This window comes from Mesorhizobium sp. LjNodule214 (assembly GCF_964252735.1).
GTDB lineage: Bacteria > Pseudomonadota > Alphaproteobacteria > Rhizobiales > Rhizobiaceae > Mesorhizobium.
This window is the reverse complement of sequence record NZ_CAXUPE020000003.1, coordinates 673,881-690,574: the sequence shown is the minus strand read 5'-3', so window position 1 is coordinate 690,574 and position 16,694 is coordinate 673,881. Positions and strand designations below refer to the sequence as shown.

Below are 16,694 nucleotides of genomic sequence, written 5' to 3'. Positions count from 1 at the left end.
CCTCCCTTTGAAATCTCTCAAAATCGCCGGGCATTCTTGGCGAAGCGCGCGTGCGAATGCAAAGAAGAAAATGCCTTTCGGCGAATGATCGGCGCCGCGTGAGCGAGAAAATGCGCCAGTCTACGGAATAATTTTCCTTCTATTTTTGCCGGACGCCAAAACTCTGGAATCCCGGGCGCATCAGCGGCTTCTTCGACGACAGTACACCCGAGTTGACGCCGGTCCAGCCGATCTCGCCGGACAGCTTGCCGTATTCGATCTTGGGGCAACGGTTCATCACCACCTTCATGCCGGCGGCCTCGCAGCGGGCGGCGGCCTCGTCATGGCGCACGCCGAGCTGCATCCAGAGGACTTTCGGCAAGGGGTCGAGCCGCAAAACCTCTTCGATAACGCCAGGCACGGACGCCGAGCCGCGAAAGATGTCGATCATGTCGACAGGCTCAGGGAGATCGGCAAGCCTGGCATAGACCGTCCGGCCGAGGATCTCCTTGCCGGCGTGTCCCGGATTGATCGGGAACACCGAATACCCCTTGGCGAGCAGGTATTTCAGCACGAAATAGCTCGGCCGCACGTCATTGGGCGACGCACCGACCATGGCGATGGTCTTCACCGAATTGAGGATGCCGCCGATGTAGGCATTGTCGTAGCTGTCGTGATTCATGCCTCGTCCTCATACAATGCCTCGGTGAGAAAACCATCAGGATCGCTGCAGAAATTGCGCATCATGCGGAAATGATCGGTATCCTGAAAATCGACCGGATCCAGCCCGAAGCGGCTGATGCGGAAGAGACGCGCGCCGGGACAAGCCATCAGCAGCGGCGAATGCGTCGCCATGATCACCTGCGCCGTGCCCGACCGATCCATCCGCCTGAGCAGCTTGAGGAGTTCGATCTGGCGCGTCGGCGACAAGGCGCTTTCGGGCTCGTCGAGGATGTAGATGCCTTGCCGGCGGCAGCGCTCCTCGAAGAAGCGGATGAAACCCTCACCATGCGACCAGGACAGGAAATCCGGTGGCGCCCCGCCAGAATCGAGCGCTGCCTGATCGAGATAGCGGGCGACGGAGTAGAAGGATTCGGCGCGAAAAAACCAGCCGGCGGTGACCTTGGGCAGCCAGTGGCCGCGCAGCGTATCGGCCAGTGCGGCGCCGCTCTTGTCGATGGCGGCGGAGTGGTCAACCGGCCTGTAGCCCTTGCCGCCGCCTGCCTCGTCATAGCCGGCGAGCGCGCCGATCGCCTCGAGCAGCGTCGATTTGCCGGTCCCGTTCTCGCCAACGATGATGGTGATCGGCGTGGTGAATTCGAGCTGGAATTCCTGGCCGCGGAAGATTGGCAGGTTCCAGGGGTATTTTTCCCAGTCCTCTACCCGCGCCGGCTCGAGCAGGATGCGCTTGAGGTAAGGCGCCTTCAGCCGCGTCAGTTGCTTGCGAGGCGCCATGCGGAAGCGGTCAGGCCGGCAGGGAAATCGATCCGTCTTCCGCGATCGGAAAGGCCGGATTGTGCGCCACTTCCCAGACATGACCGTCGGCATCGGCGAAATAGCCGTACCAACCGCCCCAGAAGGCGCGGCTTGCGGCCTTGACGACACGGCCGCCGGCCTTCTCGGCCGTGGCAAGCACCTCGTCGACCTCGGCGTCGGAGCGGGTGTTGTAGGCAAGGTACACCGCCGACGGCGCCCCGGCGAAGGTGACGCCCGAATCCTCCTCTGCGCTGGCGCGTGGGAACAGGCCGAGGATGGCGCCGCCCATCTGGAAGAACGCCACGCCCTCGGTGATCCCGGCATGGCGTTTGAGCCCCATCGCTTCGTAAAAGCGCGCGGCCCGCTCAAGATCGTCGGTGGCGACGGTGATGATGGAGATGCGCGGTTCCACGTCTAGTCCTCCTTCCATTCCGGCTTGCGCTTGCCCATGAAGGCGCCGATGCCTTCCTCGGCGTCGCGGGCCAGCATGTTTTCCACCATGACGCGGCCGGTGTAGGCATAGGCATCCGCCAACCCCATCTCGGCCTGCGCGTAGAAGGCTTCTTTACCGGTCTTCACGACCAAAGATGATTTGGAAGCAATGGTTTGCGCGTATTTGGTGACAATCTGATTCAGGTATTCGCGCGGCACAATTCGGTTGACGAGGCCGAATTCCTTGGCCGTCGCCGCGTCGATGGTCTCGCCGGTCAGAAGCATCTCCATGGCGCGCTTGCGCGATACGTTGCGCGACAGCGCCACCATCGGCGTCGAGCAGAACAGGCCGATATTGACGCCCGGCGTGCAGAAGGTCGCCTCATGCGAGGCGATCGCCAGGTCGCAACTGGCGACCAGTTGCAGCCCGGCCGCCGTGGCCAGGCCGTCGACCTCGGCGATCACAGGCCTGGGGTGACGCACGATCGTCTGCATCAGCGCCGCGCAAGCGGCGAACGTCTGCGCGAAGAACGCCTTGCCCTTGTCGGCGTCGGCGCGATGCAAGGTCAGTTCCTTGAGATCGTGCCCGGCGCAAAACACTTTTCCGGCGGCCGCCAGGACAATGACGCGGATGGATTTGTCCGCTTTCGCGCGGTCGAGCTCCGCCGTCAAAGCCGCCATCACCGCAAGCGACAAGGCATTGGCCGGTGGGCTGGCGAGCGTCAGCCGCAGCACGCCCTTGTCCAAGTGTGGGACGACCGGCCCCTCGGCGACGACCGGCTTGATGGCAACGATTTCGGCCATGGGTCCAAACCTCTCTGTCTGCCTGCTCTGTTTGTCCGCTCGGTGGATTCGCGAGCCATGGAACAAAAGAACTAGCATGCTGCCGATTGAAGAAAAGCCACGAGACGTGTTTTCTCGAACCCGACAATTGGCCCAGTTGCACAGATTGAGCCCATACCGGCTCCATATAGGAAACCGCCGATGCCCGCCCAAGACAATCTCAAACCGGTGCTGACGGCGGTGGAAGTCAATGCGCTGATGGGAACCGTCTACCCGCAACTCAACGACCAGTTTGCGTTCTACCAGGCGCTCGAGGTGTTTCCCGGCGGCTGCACGGTGCGGCTCAATGCCGACGCGCGGCATCTGCGCCCCGGCGGCACCGTGTCAGGCCCGTCGCTGTTCACGCTGGCCGACATTGGCGGCTATGTCTGCGTGCTCTCGCATGCCGGGCCGGACGCGCTGTCGGTGACCACCAACCTCAACATCAATTTCGTCCGCAAGGCCGAGGCCGGGCCGATCGACGGCCACTGCCGTATCCTGAAGCTGGGCAAGAGCCTGATGGTGTTCGACATCGACATCGTCGCCGGACCGGACGGACAGACGGTCGCGCATGCCACGGGCACCTATTCGATCCCGCCGAAGCGGGCAGGCGATGTGGTAAAATAATACCTTTTTCTTAAGATGTTGTTTTTGCTATATTTTGCACGATATCTCGTTTTCCGATCGCCTTGACGCGCGAAGCACCCTCGCCTATAAGCCCTCCCGAAGCAGCGGCCCGCAAAGGCCGCCGTTTTGTTATTGGCCGCGGGCACGTGCCTGTCGCCAATCCAAGCAACAAGAAACGCCTTTCCTCGTCGTTCGTGTATGGGGAAGGTCAAACCGAAAGCGATAAATCCATGCCAACCTTTTCGCAGAAGCCTGCGGATGTGGTGAAGAAGTGGGTGCTGATCGACGCCGAAGGTCTCGTCGTCGGCCGCCTCGCCACTGTCATCGCCAACCATCTTCGCGGCAAGCACAAGCCCACCTTCACCCCGCATGTCGACGACGGCGACAATGTCATCGTCATCAACGCCGACAAGGTGGTGTTCACCGGCAAGAAGTTCACCGACAAGGTCTATTACTGGCACACCGGCCACCCCGGCGGCATCAAGGAGCGCACCGCGCGCCAGCTGCTCGAGGGCCGTTTCCCCGAGCGTGTCGTCGAGAAGGCCGTCGAACGCATGATCCCGCGTGGCCCGCTCGGCCGTCGCCAGATGAAGAATCTCCGCGTCTATGCAGGCACGGAACATCCGCATGTCGCCCAGCAGCCCGTCACCCTCGACGTCGGCGCGCTGAACGCCAAGAACAAGAAGGCTTCGTAAGATGGCTGAGCTTTCCTCGCTCGCAGAACTCGGAACTGCTACCGGCAACACCAACACGCAAGCCGCAGCACCCGTCCATGTCCAGAAGCTCGACAAGTCGGGCCGCGCCTATGCCACCGGCAAGCGCAAGAACGCCATCGCGCGTGTCTGGGTGAAGCCGGGTTCCGGCAAGATCGTCGTCAACGACAAGGAATTCGCGACCTATTTCGCGCGTCCGGTCCTGCAGATGATCCTCAACCAGCCGATCATCGCGGCCAACCGCGCCGGCCAGTACGACATCGTCGCCACCGTTGTCGGCGGCGGTCTGTCCGGCCAGGCCGGCGCCGTGCGCCACGGCATCTCCAAGGCGCTGACCTACTACGAGCCGACGCTGCGCTCCGTGCTCAAGAAGGGCGGCTTCCTGACCCGCGACAGCCGCGTCGTCGAGCGCAAGAAGTACGGCAAGGCGAAAGCCCGCCGCTCCTTCCAGTTCTCGAAGCGCTAAGCGCTACGACGTTTCGGGCTATCCAAAGGCCGCCTCCGGGCGGCCTTTCCTTTTGGCGTGCCTCTCAGGCCCCGCCATCCTTGATAAAGTCTATGAACGCGCGCAGCGGCGCCGGCACGAGGCGCCGGCCGGGATAGTAGAGGAACGGTCCCGAAAAGTTCTGCCACCAGGGTTCGAGCACGGGTTCGAGCGCGCCGCTGTCGAAGTAAGGGCGAAGCCAGTCCTCGAAGAGGCAGACAATGCCGGTCCCGGCGATCGCTGCATCGACGGCGAGATCGGCCGCCCCGCCGAGGGTTACGAGAAGCGGCCCCGTTGGATCGACCAGCACCACCTCGCCGTCGCGCTCGAACTCCCACGGCGGCATCGCGCCGCTGGCGAAGCGGCCGCGCAGGCAAGCGTGGCCGAGCAGGTCACTTGGATGCTCGGGCCGCCCATGGCGATCAAGGTAGGCCGAGTTGGCGGCTGCAGCGAAGCGCTGCACGCGCGGGCCGATCGGTACCGCTATCATGTCCTGCTCCAGCCGCTCGTCATAGCGGATGCCGGCGTCGCTGCCGGCGGCCAGCACGTCGACAAAGCCCTCTTCGGCGATCACCTCCAGCCGGATACCGGGAAAGGCAGCGAGAAATTGCGGAACGATTGCGGGCAGCACTAGGCGCGCTGCACTGACCGGCACGTTGAGGCGCAACGTGCCGGCCGGCCGGTCGCGAAAACCGTTCACCACATCGAGTGCCGCCTCTACCTCGTTCAGGGCTGGGCCAAGCCGCGCCAGCAAACCGGCACCGGCGTCGGTCAACGCGACGCTGCGCGTTGTGCGATTGAACAATCTGACGCCGAGCTGTGCCTCCAGACGACGGACCGCCTCGCTGAGACCCGACGCGCTGCCGCCGCTGGTACGCGCACCCTCACGAAAACCACCGGCACGCGCCACTGCCAGGAAGGCATTGAGATCACCCAGTTCGATATTCACTGTTCGTATTCCTGCACAAGCTGTGCGGATTGTACCGTATTATCGCGGCACGGACCAACGCCTATCTCTGCTTCACTTGAAAAGGAGATCGATCATGTCCCGCATCGACCAGTCCGTTAGATTTGCTCTCGGCGACCACTCCGTGAAACGGCTTGGCTATGGCGCCATGCAGCTCGCAGGCCCCGGCGTCTTCGGCCCGCCCAGGGATCGCGACGCGGCATTGGCCGTGCTGCGCGAGGCCGTGGCATCCGGCGTCGACCACATCGACACCAGCGACTTCTACGGTCCGCACGTCACCAACCAGCTGATCCGCGAAACGCTGGCGCCCTACCCCGACGACCTCGTCATCGTCACCAAGATCGGCGCCCGCCGCGGCGCGGATGGCTCGTGGCTACCGGCGTTCTCGCCGGAAGCGCTGACCGAAGCCGTACACGACAACCTGCGCAATCTCGGGCTGGATGTGCTGGATGTGGTCAACCTGCGGATCATGCTCGATACGCATGGCCCTGCCGAAGGCTCGATCGAGGCGCCGCTAGCCGTCCTGGCCGAGCTGCAGCGGCGGGGCCTGGTGAGGCACATCGGACTGAGCAACGTGACGTCGGCGCAGATCGCTGAAGGACGCCGGATCGCCGCGATCGTCTGCGTGCAGAACCAGTACAATCTGGCACATCGCGGTGACGACGCCCTGATCGACGACCTTGCCCGCGAGGGCATCGCCTATGTGCCGTTCTTCCCGCTTGGCGGTTTCAACCCGCTGCAATCGTCGACCTTGTCGAACGTCGCCGCGCGCCTCGGCGCTACGCCGATGCAGGTTGCGCTCGCATGGCTGCTGCGTCGCGCAGCCAACATCCTGCTGATCCCCGGCACGTCGTCTGTCCAGCATCTCAGGGAGAACCTCGCGGCAGGCGATCTCGAACTGCCACAGGAAGTGCTGCGGGAACTGGATGGTGTGGCGATGGCCGCATGAAGGTGGGCCAGCAGCCATCCAAGGTAAGCGGGTCCCTCGCCCGCTGTAAACCAGCCTAGTTGATGCTTGCTGTATTCGGTATAGGCCCGCGGTAGCCATTGGCCGCCAGCCAGCCGATCGCCGCCTTTGGCTCGTCGGTCTGGATGATGGTGGCACCACGCTCGACCCTTGGTGGCAAACCAATTCCTTAAGAAGAGCCTCAAGGATTTTTATCTTTGAAATTACCTTTGCTCCAAGCTAAGCCGGAATTCCTCAAAAAGTTTGTAGCAATACAGGTCATTCCGGATATTGAGGGCGGTGGCATGCGCCGTGCAAAGGTGAGCCAATTCGCCCTTTACGATTTCCACATCACTCTCGGACAGTCCTACCGCTGTTGCATAGTATGCTTTCACCACCTGTTCGCCGGCTACGCCTCTTTTCGGTTCAATGAGTTGCATATTCAGCGTGTCAAAGCCAAATCCCAGAAAAACAACGGTTTCAGCTTCGTCTAAGTCTCTGCGTAGAGCCACAATTTCACTAGACTCGGGGTCTGTGCCCTCCGTAAAAGTTTTTATCTGCTTGGACAGAGCTAGAAGGTCGAAGGAATCTTCTGCCCCGAATTCAACGGAGCCTTTTCCATCGTCCTGCCAAGGCAATCGGCCAATCGTGCCATAAGGATGATAGATTCTGACTCGCTCGACTAGTTGCCCCGCCTCTTCGCTCTCCAGCCCAAAATAAATTCTTATACCCCAATATAGAAACTGCTCCACACATCTGTCATAGTTAAAAACAATAAAGGAAATCTGCGCCAGACGCTCAGGAAGTTCATCCTTCTGGCATGAGAATAGAAGCTCTCCAAGTTTTAGGTACCACGTATTTTTTAACCTATCCAAGTGTAACTTATTATATATGTTTGTGCCAGAAACATAAAGATTACTGCTTCTTTCGGCTGTGAGGATCGCCCTTACGATGGCAAGCTTTCCACACATTTCCATTCGTCTATTTCCTTTGTGTGAATCAAGGAAGTTGTCGATTGAACGCGCCACAGGCAGTGCGTCACTCATGTTGCGCGCCGCGGAGATAAAATAGTTCACCGCAGACTCTTCGCCATCCTCACGGGCTATCTTACGGAACGTTTGAAATATAACAGTATCACCGCTTGTTTGCTGACCTGTGTCTGAAAACTTCATGTCGAGAAGCTCTATTATTTTTTCTTTTAATTCGGCCCCTGTAGGCAAGCTAGCCTCTTTGCTTGCTCCGGCACCAACCACCATCATTGTATTGGCTTCAAACATATGATTTCCCGCTGTCATAGGAAAAGACAGACAATTCGGCCTATCCCATCCCTACCCACATCCAGACTTCTCTACGAAACAGAGGACATGGTAGACGCTTCGTCCAGTTCTCCAAGCGTTAAACGCTGCGCATCTTCGCATGACAAAAAAGAAGCCTCCTCCGGGCGGCTTTCTTCTTTTCAGACTGGCTTTATCAGTTGATGCTGGCGGTGTCAGCGGGTTCGATGCGTTCGCCCGCCCCGGCGTAGGGCACGCGAAAACCATTCGCCGCCAGCCAGCCGATCGCCGCCTTTGGCTCGTCGGTCTGGATGATGGTGGCGCCGCGCTCGGCCCAGAAGCCATAGGTCTCGGCTGGCAGGCTGGCCTGCACCGCCAGCTCGTCGCCACGGCCGCCGGAGAGAAAACCGCCCGGCTTGTTGACGATGGCGTAGGTGTCGGCCCAGATGTGCCAGCCACCCCGCACCGACACGGCGCGCATGCGGGTGCTGAACAACGGACCGCCGGTCTCGGTCAGCGTCTCGGCCCCTGCCCGCCAGTTGATCAGCTCGATCGCATCGGGCGAAAAGGCCTTGCCGACCTTCTCGGCGAAGGCTGCGTCATGCACTGCATCGTCGGCGATGATCGGCATGAACTGGAAGCCGCCGCCGGTCTGGGCCATGGTCACCTTGACACTGTCTAGCCGCTGCTGGCTCCAGAGGTTTTCCTTGACGATCACCTGCTCGGCCATGCCGAGTTCGCGGGCGGCCGCGATCATGCCCGGCAGAGCCTGGACATCGAGCTTGTTGTCGAGGTTGATCAGGATCCTGTCCCTGGTCGCCATCAGCATTTCGCGCAGCGTCGAGACCGTCTCTTTGGTGACGGCGCCAGTGCCTTCGATGACGAGCCTGCAGCGCTTGAGTTCCGCAACGGTGTAGTTGACCACTTCGCCCTTGCAGTTCGTCGTGCGGTCGAGCCAGCTGTCATGCATGACGACGAACGCGCCGTCCTTCGAGCGCCTTATGTCGACCTCGACGATTTCGGCGCCAAGGGCGATCGAGCCTTCCACGGCAGCGATCGAATTTTCCGGGTAAAGCGTCTTGCCGGCCTGCATGCTGCCGGCGCGGTGCGCGGCCACCATCACATGGTCGCGCCACTGGTTGGCGTGCTCGAAGCGGTCGAGGATCTGCCTGGCGCGCGTTTCGCCGGCCGAGGCGTGGCCGACCGAGACCGCAAGCGCCACGGTAAGCAGAAGAAGGCTTCGGCAAATAGCCTGCATCGAGAATCGCTCCGTTCCGGATCGGACCCCGGATAGGCGATGCCCATGACAGGCCGGTGAACGAAGCCGGCTAGCGGATCGGCCGCGACAGCGCGTCAGATGCGCTTTGCGAGCCGGCGGAACCACGCCAAGGCCGGCATTTCCACGAAACGCCAAGTGAACCAGGAGGCGGCGATCGTGGCGACGAGCATGGCAACGATCGCGGCAAAGCCGAGCCATGGCGAGGCGGCGCCGAAGCCGATCGCGGCCTCGTCACGCAAGGTGATATCACCGACCAGCCCAAGACCAAGCTTGCGCTCGATCAGCCCGGCGACATTGATCATGCGCGCCTGCACGAAGATGTGGACCATGTAGATCGAATAGGAGCGCGCACCCAGCGTCAGCATCGGCCGGCTGCGCAGCAAGGCGCTGATCAGCCCGCGTTCATGAGCAAAGAGATGGAGCGCCAGCGCAAAGACGAAAGGCGCCGCGATGTCGGCGTCATTGTTTCCCGCCAACGAGACAAACAGGCCGATCACCGCGATCATGACGATTTCGGCAACCGTCCACGCCAGCCGAGCACGGCCGCCGGCCAGCGACTGTCGCGCCTCTGCAATGGAATCGTGCTGAAACCATGCCAGAAGTGCGCCTAGCGAAAAGCCGTAGAGGCAGCGAATGAAGCCGAAATCGAAGGATACGTCCATATGCCTGTTGGAGAAGGCAAGCAGGAACAATGGAGCGGTGACGGCCGCGGTGACGAACCAGATCCACGCGCGTCGGCCGGAGGTGAAGACGACGCCGGCAAACATGAGGTAGGCGAAGAACTCGGCCGAAATGCTCCAGCTCGGCGCGTTCCAGGAGAGATGATCCTCGAGCCCGATGCCTTGCAGCAGGAAGATGTTGGTCACGAGGCTTTTGGCGTCGAATCCACCGGTGAAGGGCGCGGCACCCGCGCCGTGCAACTGCGGAAGCAGCAGCCGCAGCATCTCGAAGGCAGCGAAAGCCAGGAGCATCGCAAGATGCAGCGGATAGAGGCGACCGAAGCGGACGATAGCAAAGCGAGCGACCTCGTCCGGCTCGTTCAGCCGGCTGGCGTAGGAACTGGCGATAACGAAGCCCGACAGTACGAAGAAGAAATCGACGAAAAGATAGGAGCCGCCGACGAAAGCGCTCTGCGAGATCATCAAGCTGGTCGGGAAGTGGAACAGCGCCACCAGCAGCGCGCAGATGCCGCGCCAGGAATCGAGCACCAGGAAGCGCTCGCCCGCTTTCGTGCCACCCCGGGTCGCCACGGGAACATCAGCTGGATTGAGAAAGGCGATCTGCGTCATGATGAGACAAATCCTGTGTTGCCCCGGCACTCACCGAGCGCCAATGCGTCTCCCCAAGCTGTGACTGGCATGTTGCGTGCCGGTTCTGTAGTTGTGGCAGCCCGACAAACCGAGGACCCATAATGGCGAACCAGAACATCGACCACGCCTTCACCGCCCGCTCCAAGACGGGCGCATCCTTCGAGCCGACCTATGCCGGCGCGCTGTCGTTCATGCGACGCAAATACACGAAGGACGTGAAGGGCGCGGACGCTGTGGTGTGGGGCATTCCCTTTGACGCCGCCGTCACCAATCGGCCCGGCGCGCGCTTCGGGCCGCAGGCGATCCGCCGCGCTTCGGCCATCCTCGACAACGACCCGCAATATCCGTTCTCGCGCGACCTTTTCGAGCATCTGGCGGTGGTCGACCATGGCGATTGCCTGCTCGACAGCGGCAACCACCAGAAGACGCCCGGCACGATCGAGCGCGAAGCGATGAAGATCCTGAAATCAGGCGCCTTCCTCTTGTCGCTGGGCGGCGACCATTTTGTCACCTGGCCATTGCTCAAGGCGCATGCCGCCATCCACGGCCCGCTGGCGCTTGTGCAGTTCGACGCCCATCAGGACACCTGGCCTGATGACGGCAAGCGCATCGACCATGGTTCGTTCGTCGGCCGCGCGGTCAAGGAAGGCATCATCGACCCCGACCGTTCGATCCAGATCGGCATCCGCACGCATGCGCCCGATACGTTCGGCATCAAGATCCTATACGGCCACGAGATCGAGGAAATGCGGGCGTCCGACATCGCCTATGCCATTGTCGACCGCACCGGCGGCAGGAAGACCTATCTCACCTTCGACATCGACTGCCTGGACCCGGCCTTCGCGCCCGGCACCGGCACGCCGGTCGCCGGTGGCCCATCCTCGGCCAAGATCCTGTCGACGCTGCGCCAGCTCGGCCAGGTCGATATTGTCGGCGCCGATGTCGTCGAGGTTGCGCCGGCCTATGATCACGCCGATATAACGGCAATCGCGGGTTCGATGGTCGCCATGCACTATCTCGGCCTGGTGGCGGAACGGAAGGCCCGTCAGGAAGAGCTGAGCAACGGCAATCCTGGCGCAGCGAATCACGGTCACGGCATATAGCTTTGAAATATCAGGGAATTTGATCAGGCAATGAAACCGAAAATCTCCATCGACGGCGAGCACGGCACGACTGGTCTGCAGATCAGGGCTCTGCTTGCCGAGCGCAGAGACCTCGAGATCATTTCGATCCCCACCGAGCGCCGCAAGGAAACGGCGGCCCGCGCCGAATTTCTCAACGCCGCCGATGTCGCGATCCTGTGCCTGCCGGATGCTGCCGCCAAAGAGAGCGTTTCGCTGATCGAGAACGACACCACCAGGGTGATCGACGCCTCGACCGCGTTTCGCGTCGCCGAGGGCTGGCAATACGGCTTTGCCGAGATGGACAAGGATCAGGCGAAGAAGATTGCTTCGGCAAAGCGCGTCGCCAATCCCGGCTGCTGGCCGCAAGGGCCGATCGCGACGCTGCGGCCACTGGTGTCGGCAGGCCTGCTGCCGCCGGATTTCCCGGTCACCGTCAACGGCATTTCGGGCTATTCGGGCGGCGGCCGGCCGATGATCGAGGACTACGTCGCCAAGGGCGAGGATGCCTCCGAGTTCCTGCCCTATGGGCTGACCCTCCAGCACAAGCATGTACCCGAGCTCAGGACCTATGCGAAGCTGTCGCATGACCCGATCATGCAGCCCGCGGTCGGCAATTTCGCGCAAGGCATGATCACGGTGGTGCCGCTGCAGCTCGGCGGCCTCGACCGCGTGCCGACGGGTGCCGAACTTCACGCCGCGATCGCCGACCATTACGCCGCAATCGAGGGCGGCGTTGTCGAGGTGGCCCCCTACGCCCATCTGGAGCGCATGCCGGAGATCGACCCGGAAGTGTACAACGGCACCAACCGGATGAAGGTCTATGTCTTCGCCAATGACGAGCGAGCGCAGGCGCTGCTCATCGCCGTCTATGACAATCTCGGCAAGGGCGCCTCGGGCGCGGCCGTGCAGAACATGGATCTGATGCTTGGCCTTTGACGACGGTCTTCCGCCTCGCTAACTGTTCACCATGATCGCCTACAGACGAATCCGGCAACCACAAGGGATTCGGGGCATGGTCAGCGCGGTTTCAGGTTCATCTCAGGCGACGCAGATTTCTTCGTCCAGCGCATCCAGCAACGCATCGCAGGAGGCCGCGCTCGAAAAGCAGATCCAGGCCAAGGAAGAAGAGGCCAAGACGGTCCAGGACCAGGTTCAGGCCGCCAAGCTGCAGCAGGAGATCGCCGCGCTGAAGGCCAAGCTCGCCGCGCTCAAGGCTGCCGACAAGGCCGCACAGCAGGAGCAGTCGGCACCGTCCGACGCTGTCGTCCGTCAGGCCGAATTCGATGGCGATACCAAGACCACATCGAACGAATTCTGGATGTAACCTTCCCGGATAATAGGCGTCAGGTTCCGACGGCTATCTCGTGGGGTAGCGGATACGCGCCCTTGGTGCCGCGCCAGTGCGCGGCGGCAAAGCCCAGCAGGATCAGCGCAAACCCCTGATGCGTCAGCGCCATGTGCAGCGGCACCTGCATCAACAGCGTGCCGATGCCGATCGAGGCCTGCACCAGGACAATCAGGAACAGCAGTGTCGCGCGGCGGGCATGCGTCGTGCCTCGCAGGCGGATGCGCGTGGCGATCATGTGCCAGAGCGCGACCGCGAAGATCGTGTAGGCGCCGAGCCGGTGGACGAACTGCACCGCCTTCGGGTTCTCGAAGAAATTGCGCCAGGCCGGCTCGAGCAGCAAGAGATCACCGGGGATCACCTTGCCGTCCATCAGCGGCCAGGTGTTGTAGCTGAGGCCGGCGTCAAGCCCGGCGACCAGCCCGCCGAGATAGATCTGCACCAGCGCCAGCAGCACGATGACGCCGGCCAGCCGTTGCGTCGAACGGTCGGCGGCCGGTTCGGAATGGGGAGCGAGCCCGCGCGCGACCACCATGGTGGCAGTGAAGATCAGTGCCGCCAGCGTCAGATGCGTCGCCAGCCGGTACTGGCTGACCGAGACGCGGTCGACCAGACCGGACGCCACCATCCACCAGCCGATCGCGCCCTGCAGCCCGCCAAGCAGCAGAATGCCGACCAGCTTCGGCCCCAGGCCGCTCTCGATGCGGCGTGTCGCCCATAAGAACAGCAGCGGCAAGGCAAAGACCACACCGACGCTGCGCGCCAGGATGCGATGCACCCATTCCCACCAGAAGATCGACTTGAACGCCTCGATGCTCATGCCCTTGTTGAGCTCGGTGTATTGCGGGATCTGCTGGTAGCGCTGGAATTCTTCCTGCCACTCGGCGTCGTTGAGCGGCGGGATGACGCCGTGGATCGGCTGCCATTCGGTGATCGACAGGCCGGACTCGGTAAGCCTGGTGGCACCGCCGACCAGCACCAGCGCAAACAGCACCAGCAGCACGACATAGAGCCAGCCGCGCACCAGTGCCCGGTTGAGCAGGTCGCGGTCGCGGGTGGCGTAAGGTGCCGCAGCGGTTATGGCAGCCATGGGCTCGTCCCGGTTGAAGTCGCGGATTGGTGAACCATAGCATGCTTGCTGGCAAGACAGGGCGGCGCGGCACGCCGTCGCGCCAGGCTGCAAGGTTGCGCGCATCCCTCAATCGTCCTAAGCGATAGCGGTCAACGAGAGCGCGAAATGCCCATTCGCCTGAAAAAGCTGATCGGAACCTTCCTGTTGGTGGCGCTGGTCATCATCTATGCGCTAGTGGCGTCGATCGTGGCGGTCGCCCAACTGTCGGAGTCGGGCCCTCTCGTGCATTTCCTGTTCTTCCTGTTCAGCGGCCTGCTCTGGGTGCTGCCGGCGATGGGCATCATCAAATGGCTGATCCTGGAGCCGCGGCCGAAGGGCTGACGCGCTACTTCCACAAATGCTGACGTCTCGGGGCCGTCCGGTTCCGAAGGGCTGTCGCCTCAGATGGTGACGACCATCTTGCCGGCATTGGCCAGCGGCGTCGTCACGCCCGACAGCATAGTGCGGATATGGGCCACGCTCTGGTAGCGGCCATTGACCGAAATGCGCGGCAGCGCGAGCAGGAAGCCGGAATGCTCGGCACGCAGCACGCCATGGCGCGTCGTCACCGCCGAGACATAGCCGGCATCGCGGGCAAAGCCGACCTCGCGGCAGCCGACGGCGCTGGCATAGCCATAGGGATAAGCGAGATGGCGCGGCTCCTCGCCCAGTCGCGCCTGCAGGATTCGCCTGACGTCGCCGATCTCGTGGCGCGCATCGGCCTCCGAAAGCCGCTTCAGGTTGACGTGGTTGATGGTATGGGCGCCGATGGTCACCAGTGGATGAGCGGCCATGGTGCGGATCTCGTCCCAGTTCATGAGCGTGCTCGGTTGCTGGCCGTCCAGCCTGATGCCGTTCATGCGCGCGAATTCGTGCAGCGCCGCGCGCAGGTCCTCCTCGCGGACCTCCAGCGTCAGCCAGGTATGCAGGCGGTTGTTGGCCTGCAGCTTCTTTCCTCGCGTCGAACAGTCGATCGTCACCGGGCCATCCGGCGTCGCCAGAGTCAGCCGATCACGCGCATTGACGATATCCTCGACCACGTCCCACCACAGATCGGCGGCGCCGTCGATCAGCCCCGGCGCGACATAGATGGTGATCGGCGCGCCGTGCTTTTCCAACACCGGCAGCGCCTCGGTCATGTTGTCGCGATAGGCGTCGTCGGCGGTGATGGTGGCGAACTGGCCGCCCTTGCCGCCGGCCTTGATGCGCTCGATCGCCTCTTCAAGAGAGACGAAGGCGTAACCGTCCGCCTTCATGTCGGCGATGACGGCGTCGAGGAAGCCGGGGGCGATGTTGAGATGCCGGTTGACGCCATCGGGCTTCTCCGGCGTCGCGGTGACCCGGTGCAGCATCAGGATGGCGCCGATGCCGCCGACAAACGGCTTTGCCAGCGGTGCCAGGCCGGTGTAGCGGGCGACGTTGAGCGCCAGTTTCCGGATTGCCTCGCCCCCGTCGATCATTCCTTCACCTTTTGCGCCTAGGCTCATCCAAGCACGGAATGCGCCTACGCGTACCCCCAATGGGGATGAATACGCCTTAAGGATTGAGGTATGGTTGACGCCACCGCGTCATTTGACGGCAATCGGCTCGCCGCGAGCACGGCATCGCCGCGCGCGTTGCCGGACAATCAGGCCAGCCTGTCGGTCGCGGTGGCCGACGGCGAGGCACTTGCCTCCTACGCGGAATTCTGCGGCTCAGCACTGTTTGCGCCGGCGCAAAGCGCCACCTGGATCCGCAACTGGGCGAACGAGGTTCACACCGACATTGTCGTGGCGACGCTGAGCGCTCAAGGCGCGCCGGTGCTTTCGCTGGCCCTCGAAACTGCCCGCCGTGGACCATTTCGTGTCGCCCGCTTCATCGGCGACCGCCATGCCAACGGCAATTTCGCCGTCGCCGCGCAGGACTGGCTGCCGAGGGCCGACGCTTCGGCCATTCGCACGATGGTGACGGCCATCGCCAAGGCGCGGCCGGACATCGACCTCATCGCGCTGGAGCGGCTGCTGCCTGACCTCGACGGCGTCGCCAACCCGTTCGCGGCGCTGCCCGGTTTTCCGAGCCCGAACCTGTCGCTCGCTGTCGATCTCGACGGTGGCTTCGATGCGCTGCTGTCGCGCGCGAGCGGCAAGCGCAAGCGCAAGAAGCACCGCTCGCAGACGCGCAAGTTCGAGGTGGTCGGCAGCCACCGCCGCATCGAGGCGAAGACGGCGCAAGAGGTGAACCGGCTGCTCGACGCCTTCTTCGAAATGAAGGAATTCCGCTTCCGCAAGATGGGCATCGCCAATGTCTTCGGCGAGCCGGAGGTTCGCGCTTTCTTCCGCGCCTTGTTCAGCGAGGCGCTGACGGAGGAAAAGCCATCCTTCATGCTGCATGGTCTCGAGGTCGCCGGCAAGCTGCGCGCGGTCACCGGATCGAGCCGCTCGGGTAAGCGGCTGATCTGCGAGTTCGGGGCGATCGCCGAGGACGACCTCGCCCACTCCAGCCCCGGCGACTTCCTGTTTTTCGACAACATCCAGGAAGCCTGCGAGACCGGCTTCGGCCTCTATGATTTCTCGGTCGGCGACGAGCCCTACAAAAGGCTGTGGTGCGATATCGAAACCCAGCATTTCGAGGTTCTTCTGCCGCTGACGCTGAAGGGCCGCGCGCTGGCCGTCGTGATGCGGCAGGGCGCGCGGGCGAAGGCCTTCATCAAGAACAGCCCGCTCGTCTGGAAGCTGACCAAGAAGCTCCGCCGCAAGGCAGTGGGCCAGGCGGCGCCTGCCGCCACCGGCGACGACCGCTGACGAACTGCCCTCACCCGATCCAGCG

Annotated in this window: 19 protein-coding genes and 1 pseudogene; 9 read left to right on the top strand and 11 right to left on the bottom strand. The window is 62.6% G+C overall.

Going from position 1 to position 16,694, the window contains the following annotated elements; genetic code table 11:
• Window positions 1-139 precede the first annotated feature (139 nt).
• From ACSQ3Z_RS28690 to ACSQ3Z_RS28675, 4 genes are read right to left on the bottom strand one after another with little or no spacing between them, the layout of a single operon-like run.
• Entirely contained in the window at window positions 140-661 is a 522-nt protein-coding gene (locus tag ACSQ3Z_RS28690) for a CoA-binding protein (RefSeq protein ID WP_436174627.1), read from the bottom strand.
• Window positions 658-1,434, bottom strand: a complete 777-nt coding sequence (locus ACSQ3Z_RS28685; RefSeq protein ID WP_436174626.1) for an AAA family ATPase — start codon at window positions 1,432-1,434, stop codon at window positions 658-660. Before ACSQ3Z_RS28685 ends, ACSQ3Z_RS28690 begins: the two co-directional genes overlap by 4 nt.
• A gap of 10 nt (window positions 1,435-1,444) precedes the next feature.
• Window positions 1,445-1,867, bottom strand: a complete 423-nt coding sequence (locus ACSQ3Z_RS28680) for a VOC family protein (RefSeq protein WP_436174625.1) — start codon at window positions 1,865-1,867, stop codon at window positions 1,445-1,447.
• A 2-nt stretch (window positions 1,868-1,869) separates the two neighbouring features.
• Complete coding sequence (locus tag ACSQ3Z_RS28675; RefSeq protein WP_436174624.1) at window positions 1,870-2,691, bottom strand: enoyl-CoA hydratase; 822 nt, start codon at window positions 2,689-2,691, stop codon at window positions 1,870-1,872.
• A 180-nt stretch (window positions 2,692-2,871) separates the two neighbouring features.
• On the opposite strand from ACSQ3Z_RS28675, the gene ACSQ3Z_RS28670 reads away from it, so the two are divergent.
• The 3 genes from ACSQ3Z_RS28670 (at window position 2,872) to rpsI (ending at window position 4,515) form a co-directional block, all read left to right on the top strand.
• Window positions 2,872-3,336: a PaaI family thioesterase gene (locus ACSQ3Z_RS28670; RefSeq protein WP_436174623.1), complete on the top strand. Its 465-nt coding sequence runs from the start codon at window positions 2,872-2,874 to the stop codon at window positions 3,334-3,336.
• Window positions 3,337-3,566: 230 nt separating this feature from the next.
• Complete coding sequence (gene rplM, locus ACSQ3Z_RS28665; RefSeq protein WP_006201860.1) at window positions 3,567-4,031, top strand: 50S ribosomal protein L13; 465 nt, start codon at window positions 3,567-3,569, stop codon at window positions 4,029-4,031.
• Window position 4,032: 1 nt separating this feature from the next.
• Window positions 4,033-4,515, top strand: a complete 483-nt coding sequence (gene rpsI / locus ACSQ3Z_RS28660) for a 30S ribosomal protein S9 (RefSeq protein ID WP_436174622.1) — start codon at window positions 4,033-4,035, stop codon at window positions 4,513-4,515.
• 64 nt (window positions 4,516-4,579) lie between these two features.
• Here rpsI and ACSQ3Z_RS28655 read toward each other — a convergent pair whose 3' ends face one another.
• Window positions 4,580-5,482, bottom strand: coding sequence for a LysR substrate-binding domain-containing protein (locus ACSQ3Z_RS28655; RefSeq protein WP_436174621.1), 903 nt, complete (start codon window positions 5,480-5,482; stop codon window positions 4,580-4,582).
• A gap of 94 nt (window positions 5,483-5,576) precedes the next feature.
• Between ACSQ3Z_RS28655 and ACSQ3Z_RS28650 the strand changes: the two genes are divergently transcribed.
• The gene (locus ACSQ3Z_RS28650) at window positions 5,577-6,449 is read left to right on the top strand and encodes an aldo/keto reductase family oxidoreductase (protein WP_436174620.1); all 873 of its coding nucleotides are present in this window, start codon (window positions 5,577-5,579) and stop codon (window positions 6,447-6,449) included.
• Window positions 6,450-6,504: 55 nt separating this feature from the next.
• On the opposite strand, the pseudogene ACSQ3Z_RS28645 reads toward ACSQ3Z_RS28650, so the two are convergent.
• The 4 genes and pseudogenes from ACSQ3Z_RS28645 to ACSQ3Z_RS28630 all read right to left on the bottom strand — a co-directional run.
• A pseudogene (locus tag ACSQ3Z_RS28645) lies at window positions 6,505-6,612 on the bottom strand (glycerophosphodiester phosphodiesterase family protein); the annotation flags it as partial.
• 58 nt (window positions 6,613-6,670) lie between these two features.
• Window positions 6,671-7,723 carry a hypothetical protein gene (locus ACSQ3Z_RS28640; RefSeq protein ID WP_436174619.1) on the bottom strand — a complete coding sequence of 351 codons (1,053 nt, stop codon included), beginning with the start codon at window positions 7,721-7,723 and terminating at the stop codon, window positions 6,671-6,673.
• Window positions 7,724-7,916: 193 nt separating this feature from the next.
• Window positions 7,917-8,978: a glycerophosphodiester phosphodiesterase family protein gene (locus ACSQ3Z_RS28635; RefSeq protein WP_436174618.1), complete on the bottom strand. Its 1,062-nt coding sequence runs from the start codon at window positions 8,976-8,978 to the stop codon at window positions 7,917-7,919.
• Window positions 8,979-9,073: 95 nt separating this feature from the next.
• Window positions 9,074-10,288, bottom strand: a complete 1,215-nt coding sequence (locus tag ACSQ3Z_RS28630; protein WP_436174617.1) for an acyltransferase family protein — start codon at window positions 10,286-10,288, stop codon at window positions 9,074-9,076.
• 122 nt (window positions 10,289-10,410) lie between these two features.
• Here ACSQ3Z_RS28630 and speB point away from each other — a divergent pair, with 122 nt between their 5' ends.
• The 3 genes from speB to ACSQ3Z_RS28615 all read left to right on the top strand — a co-directional run bounded on the left by speB (window position 10,411) and on the right by ACSQ3Z_RS28615 (window position 12,757).
• The gene (gene speB / locus ACSQ3Z_RS28625) at window positions 10,411-11,412 is read left to right on the top strand and encodes an agmatinase (RefSeq protein ID WP_436174616.1); all 1,002 of its coding nucleotides are present in this window, start codon (window positions 10,411-10,413) and stop codon (window positions 11,410-11,412) included.
• Between the two features lie 30 nt (window positions 11,413-11,442).
• Window positions 11,443-12,369, top strand: coding sequence for an N-acetyl-gamma-glutamyl-phosphate reductase (argC, locus tag ACSQ3Z_RS28620; protein WP_436174615.1), 927 nt, complete (start codon window positions 11,443-11,445; stop codon window positions 12,367-12,369).
• Between the two features lie 76 nt (window positions 12,370-12,445).
• Window positions 12,446-12,757 carry a hypothetical protein gene (locus ACSQ3Z_RS28615; protein ID WP_436174614.1) on the top strand — a complete coding sequence of 104 codons (312 nt, stop codon included), beginning with the start codon at window positions 12,446-12,448 and terminating at the stop codon, window positions 12,755-12,757.
• Between the two features lie 19 nt (window positions 12,758-12,776).
• Here ACSQ3Z_RS28615 and ACSQ3Z_RS28610 read toward each other — a convergent pair whose 3' ends face one another.
• Window positions 12,777-13,868 (bottom strand): COX15/CtaA family protein, encoded by a 1,092-nt coding sequence (locus tag ACSQ3Z_RS28610; protein ID WP_436174613.1) that lies wholly within the window; start codon window positions 13,866-13,868, stop codon window positions 12,777-12,779.
• A gap of 147 nt (window positions 13,869-14,015) precedes the next feature.
• Between ACSQ3Z_RS28610 and ACSQ3Z_RS28605 the strand changes: the two genes are divergently transcribed.
• Window positions 14,016-14,231, top strand: a complete 216-nt coding sequence (locus ACSQ3Z_RS28605) for a DUF2842 domain-containing protein (RefSeq protein ID WP_006201870.1) — start codon at window positions 14,016-14,018, stop codon at window positions 14,229-14,231.
• Between the two features lie 59 nt (window positions 14,232-14,290).
• Here the strand turns inward: ACSQ3Z_RS28605 and ACSQ3Z_RS28600 are convergent, their stop codons facing one another.
• A complete protein-coding gene (locus tag ACSQ3Z_RS28600) occupies window positions 14,291-15,349 on the bottom strand; it encodes a polysaccharide deacetylase family protein (protein ID WP_436174612.1) in 1,059 nt (352 codons plus the stop codon).
• A 90-nt stretch (window positions 15,350-15,439) separates the two neighbouring features.
• On the opposite strand from ACSQ3Z_RS28600, the gene ACSQ3Z_RS28595 reads away from it, so the two are divergent.
• Window positions 15,440-16,669, top strand: a complete 1,230-nt coding sequence (locus tag ACSQ3Z_RS28595) for a GNAT family N-acetyltransferase (protein ID WP_436174611.1) — start codon at window positions 15,440-15,442, stop codon at window positions 16,667-16,669.
• The last annotated feature ends 25 nt before the right edge of the window (window positions 16,670-16,694 follow it).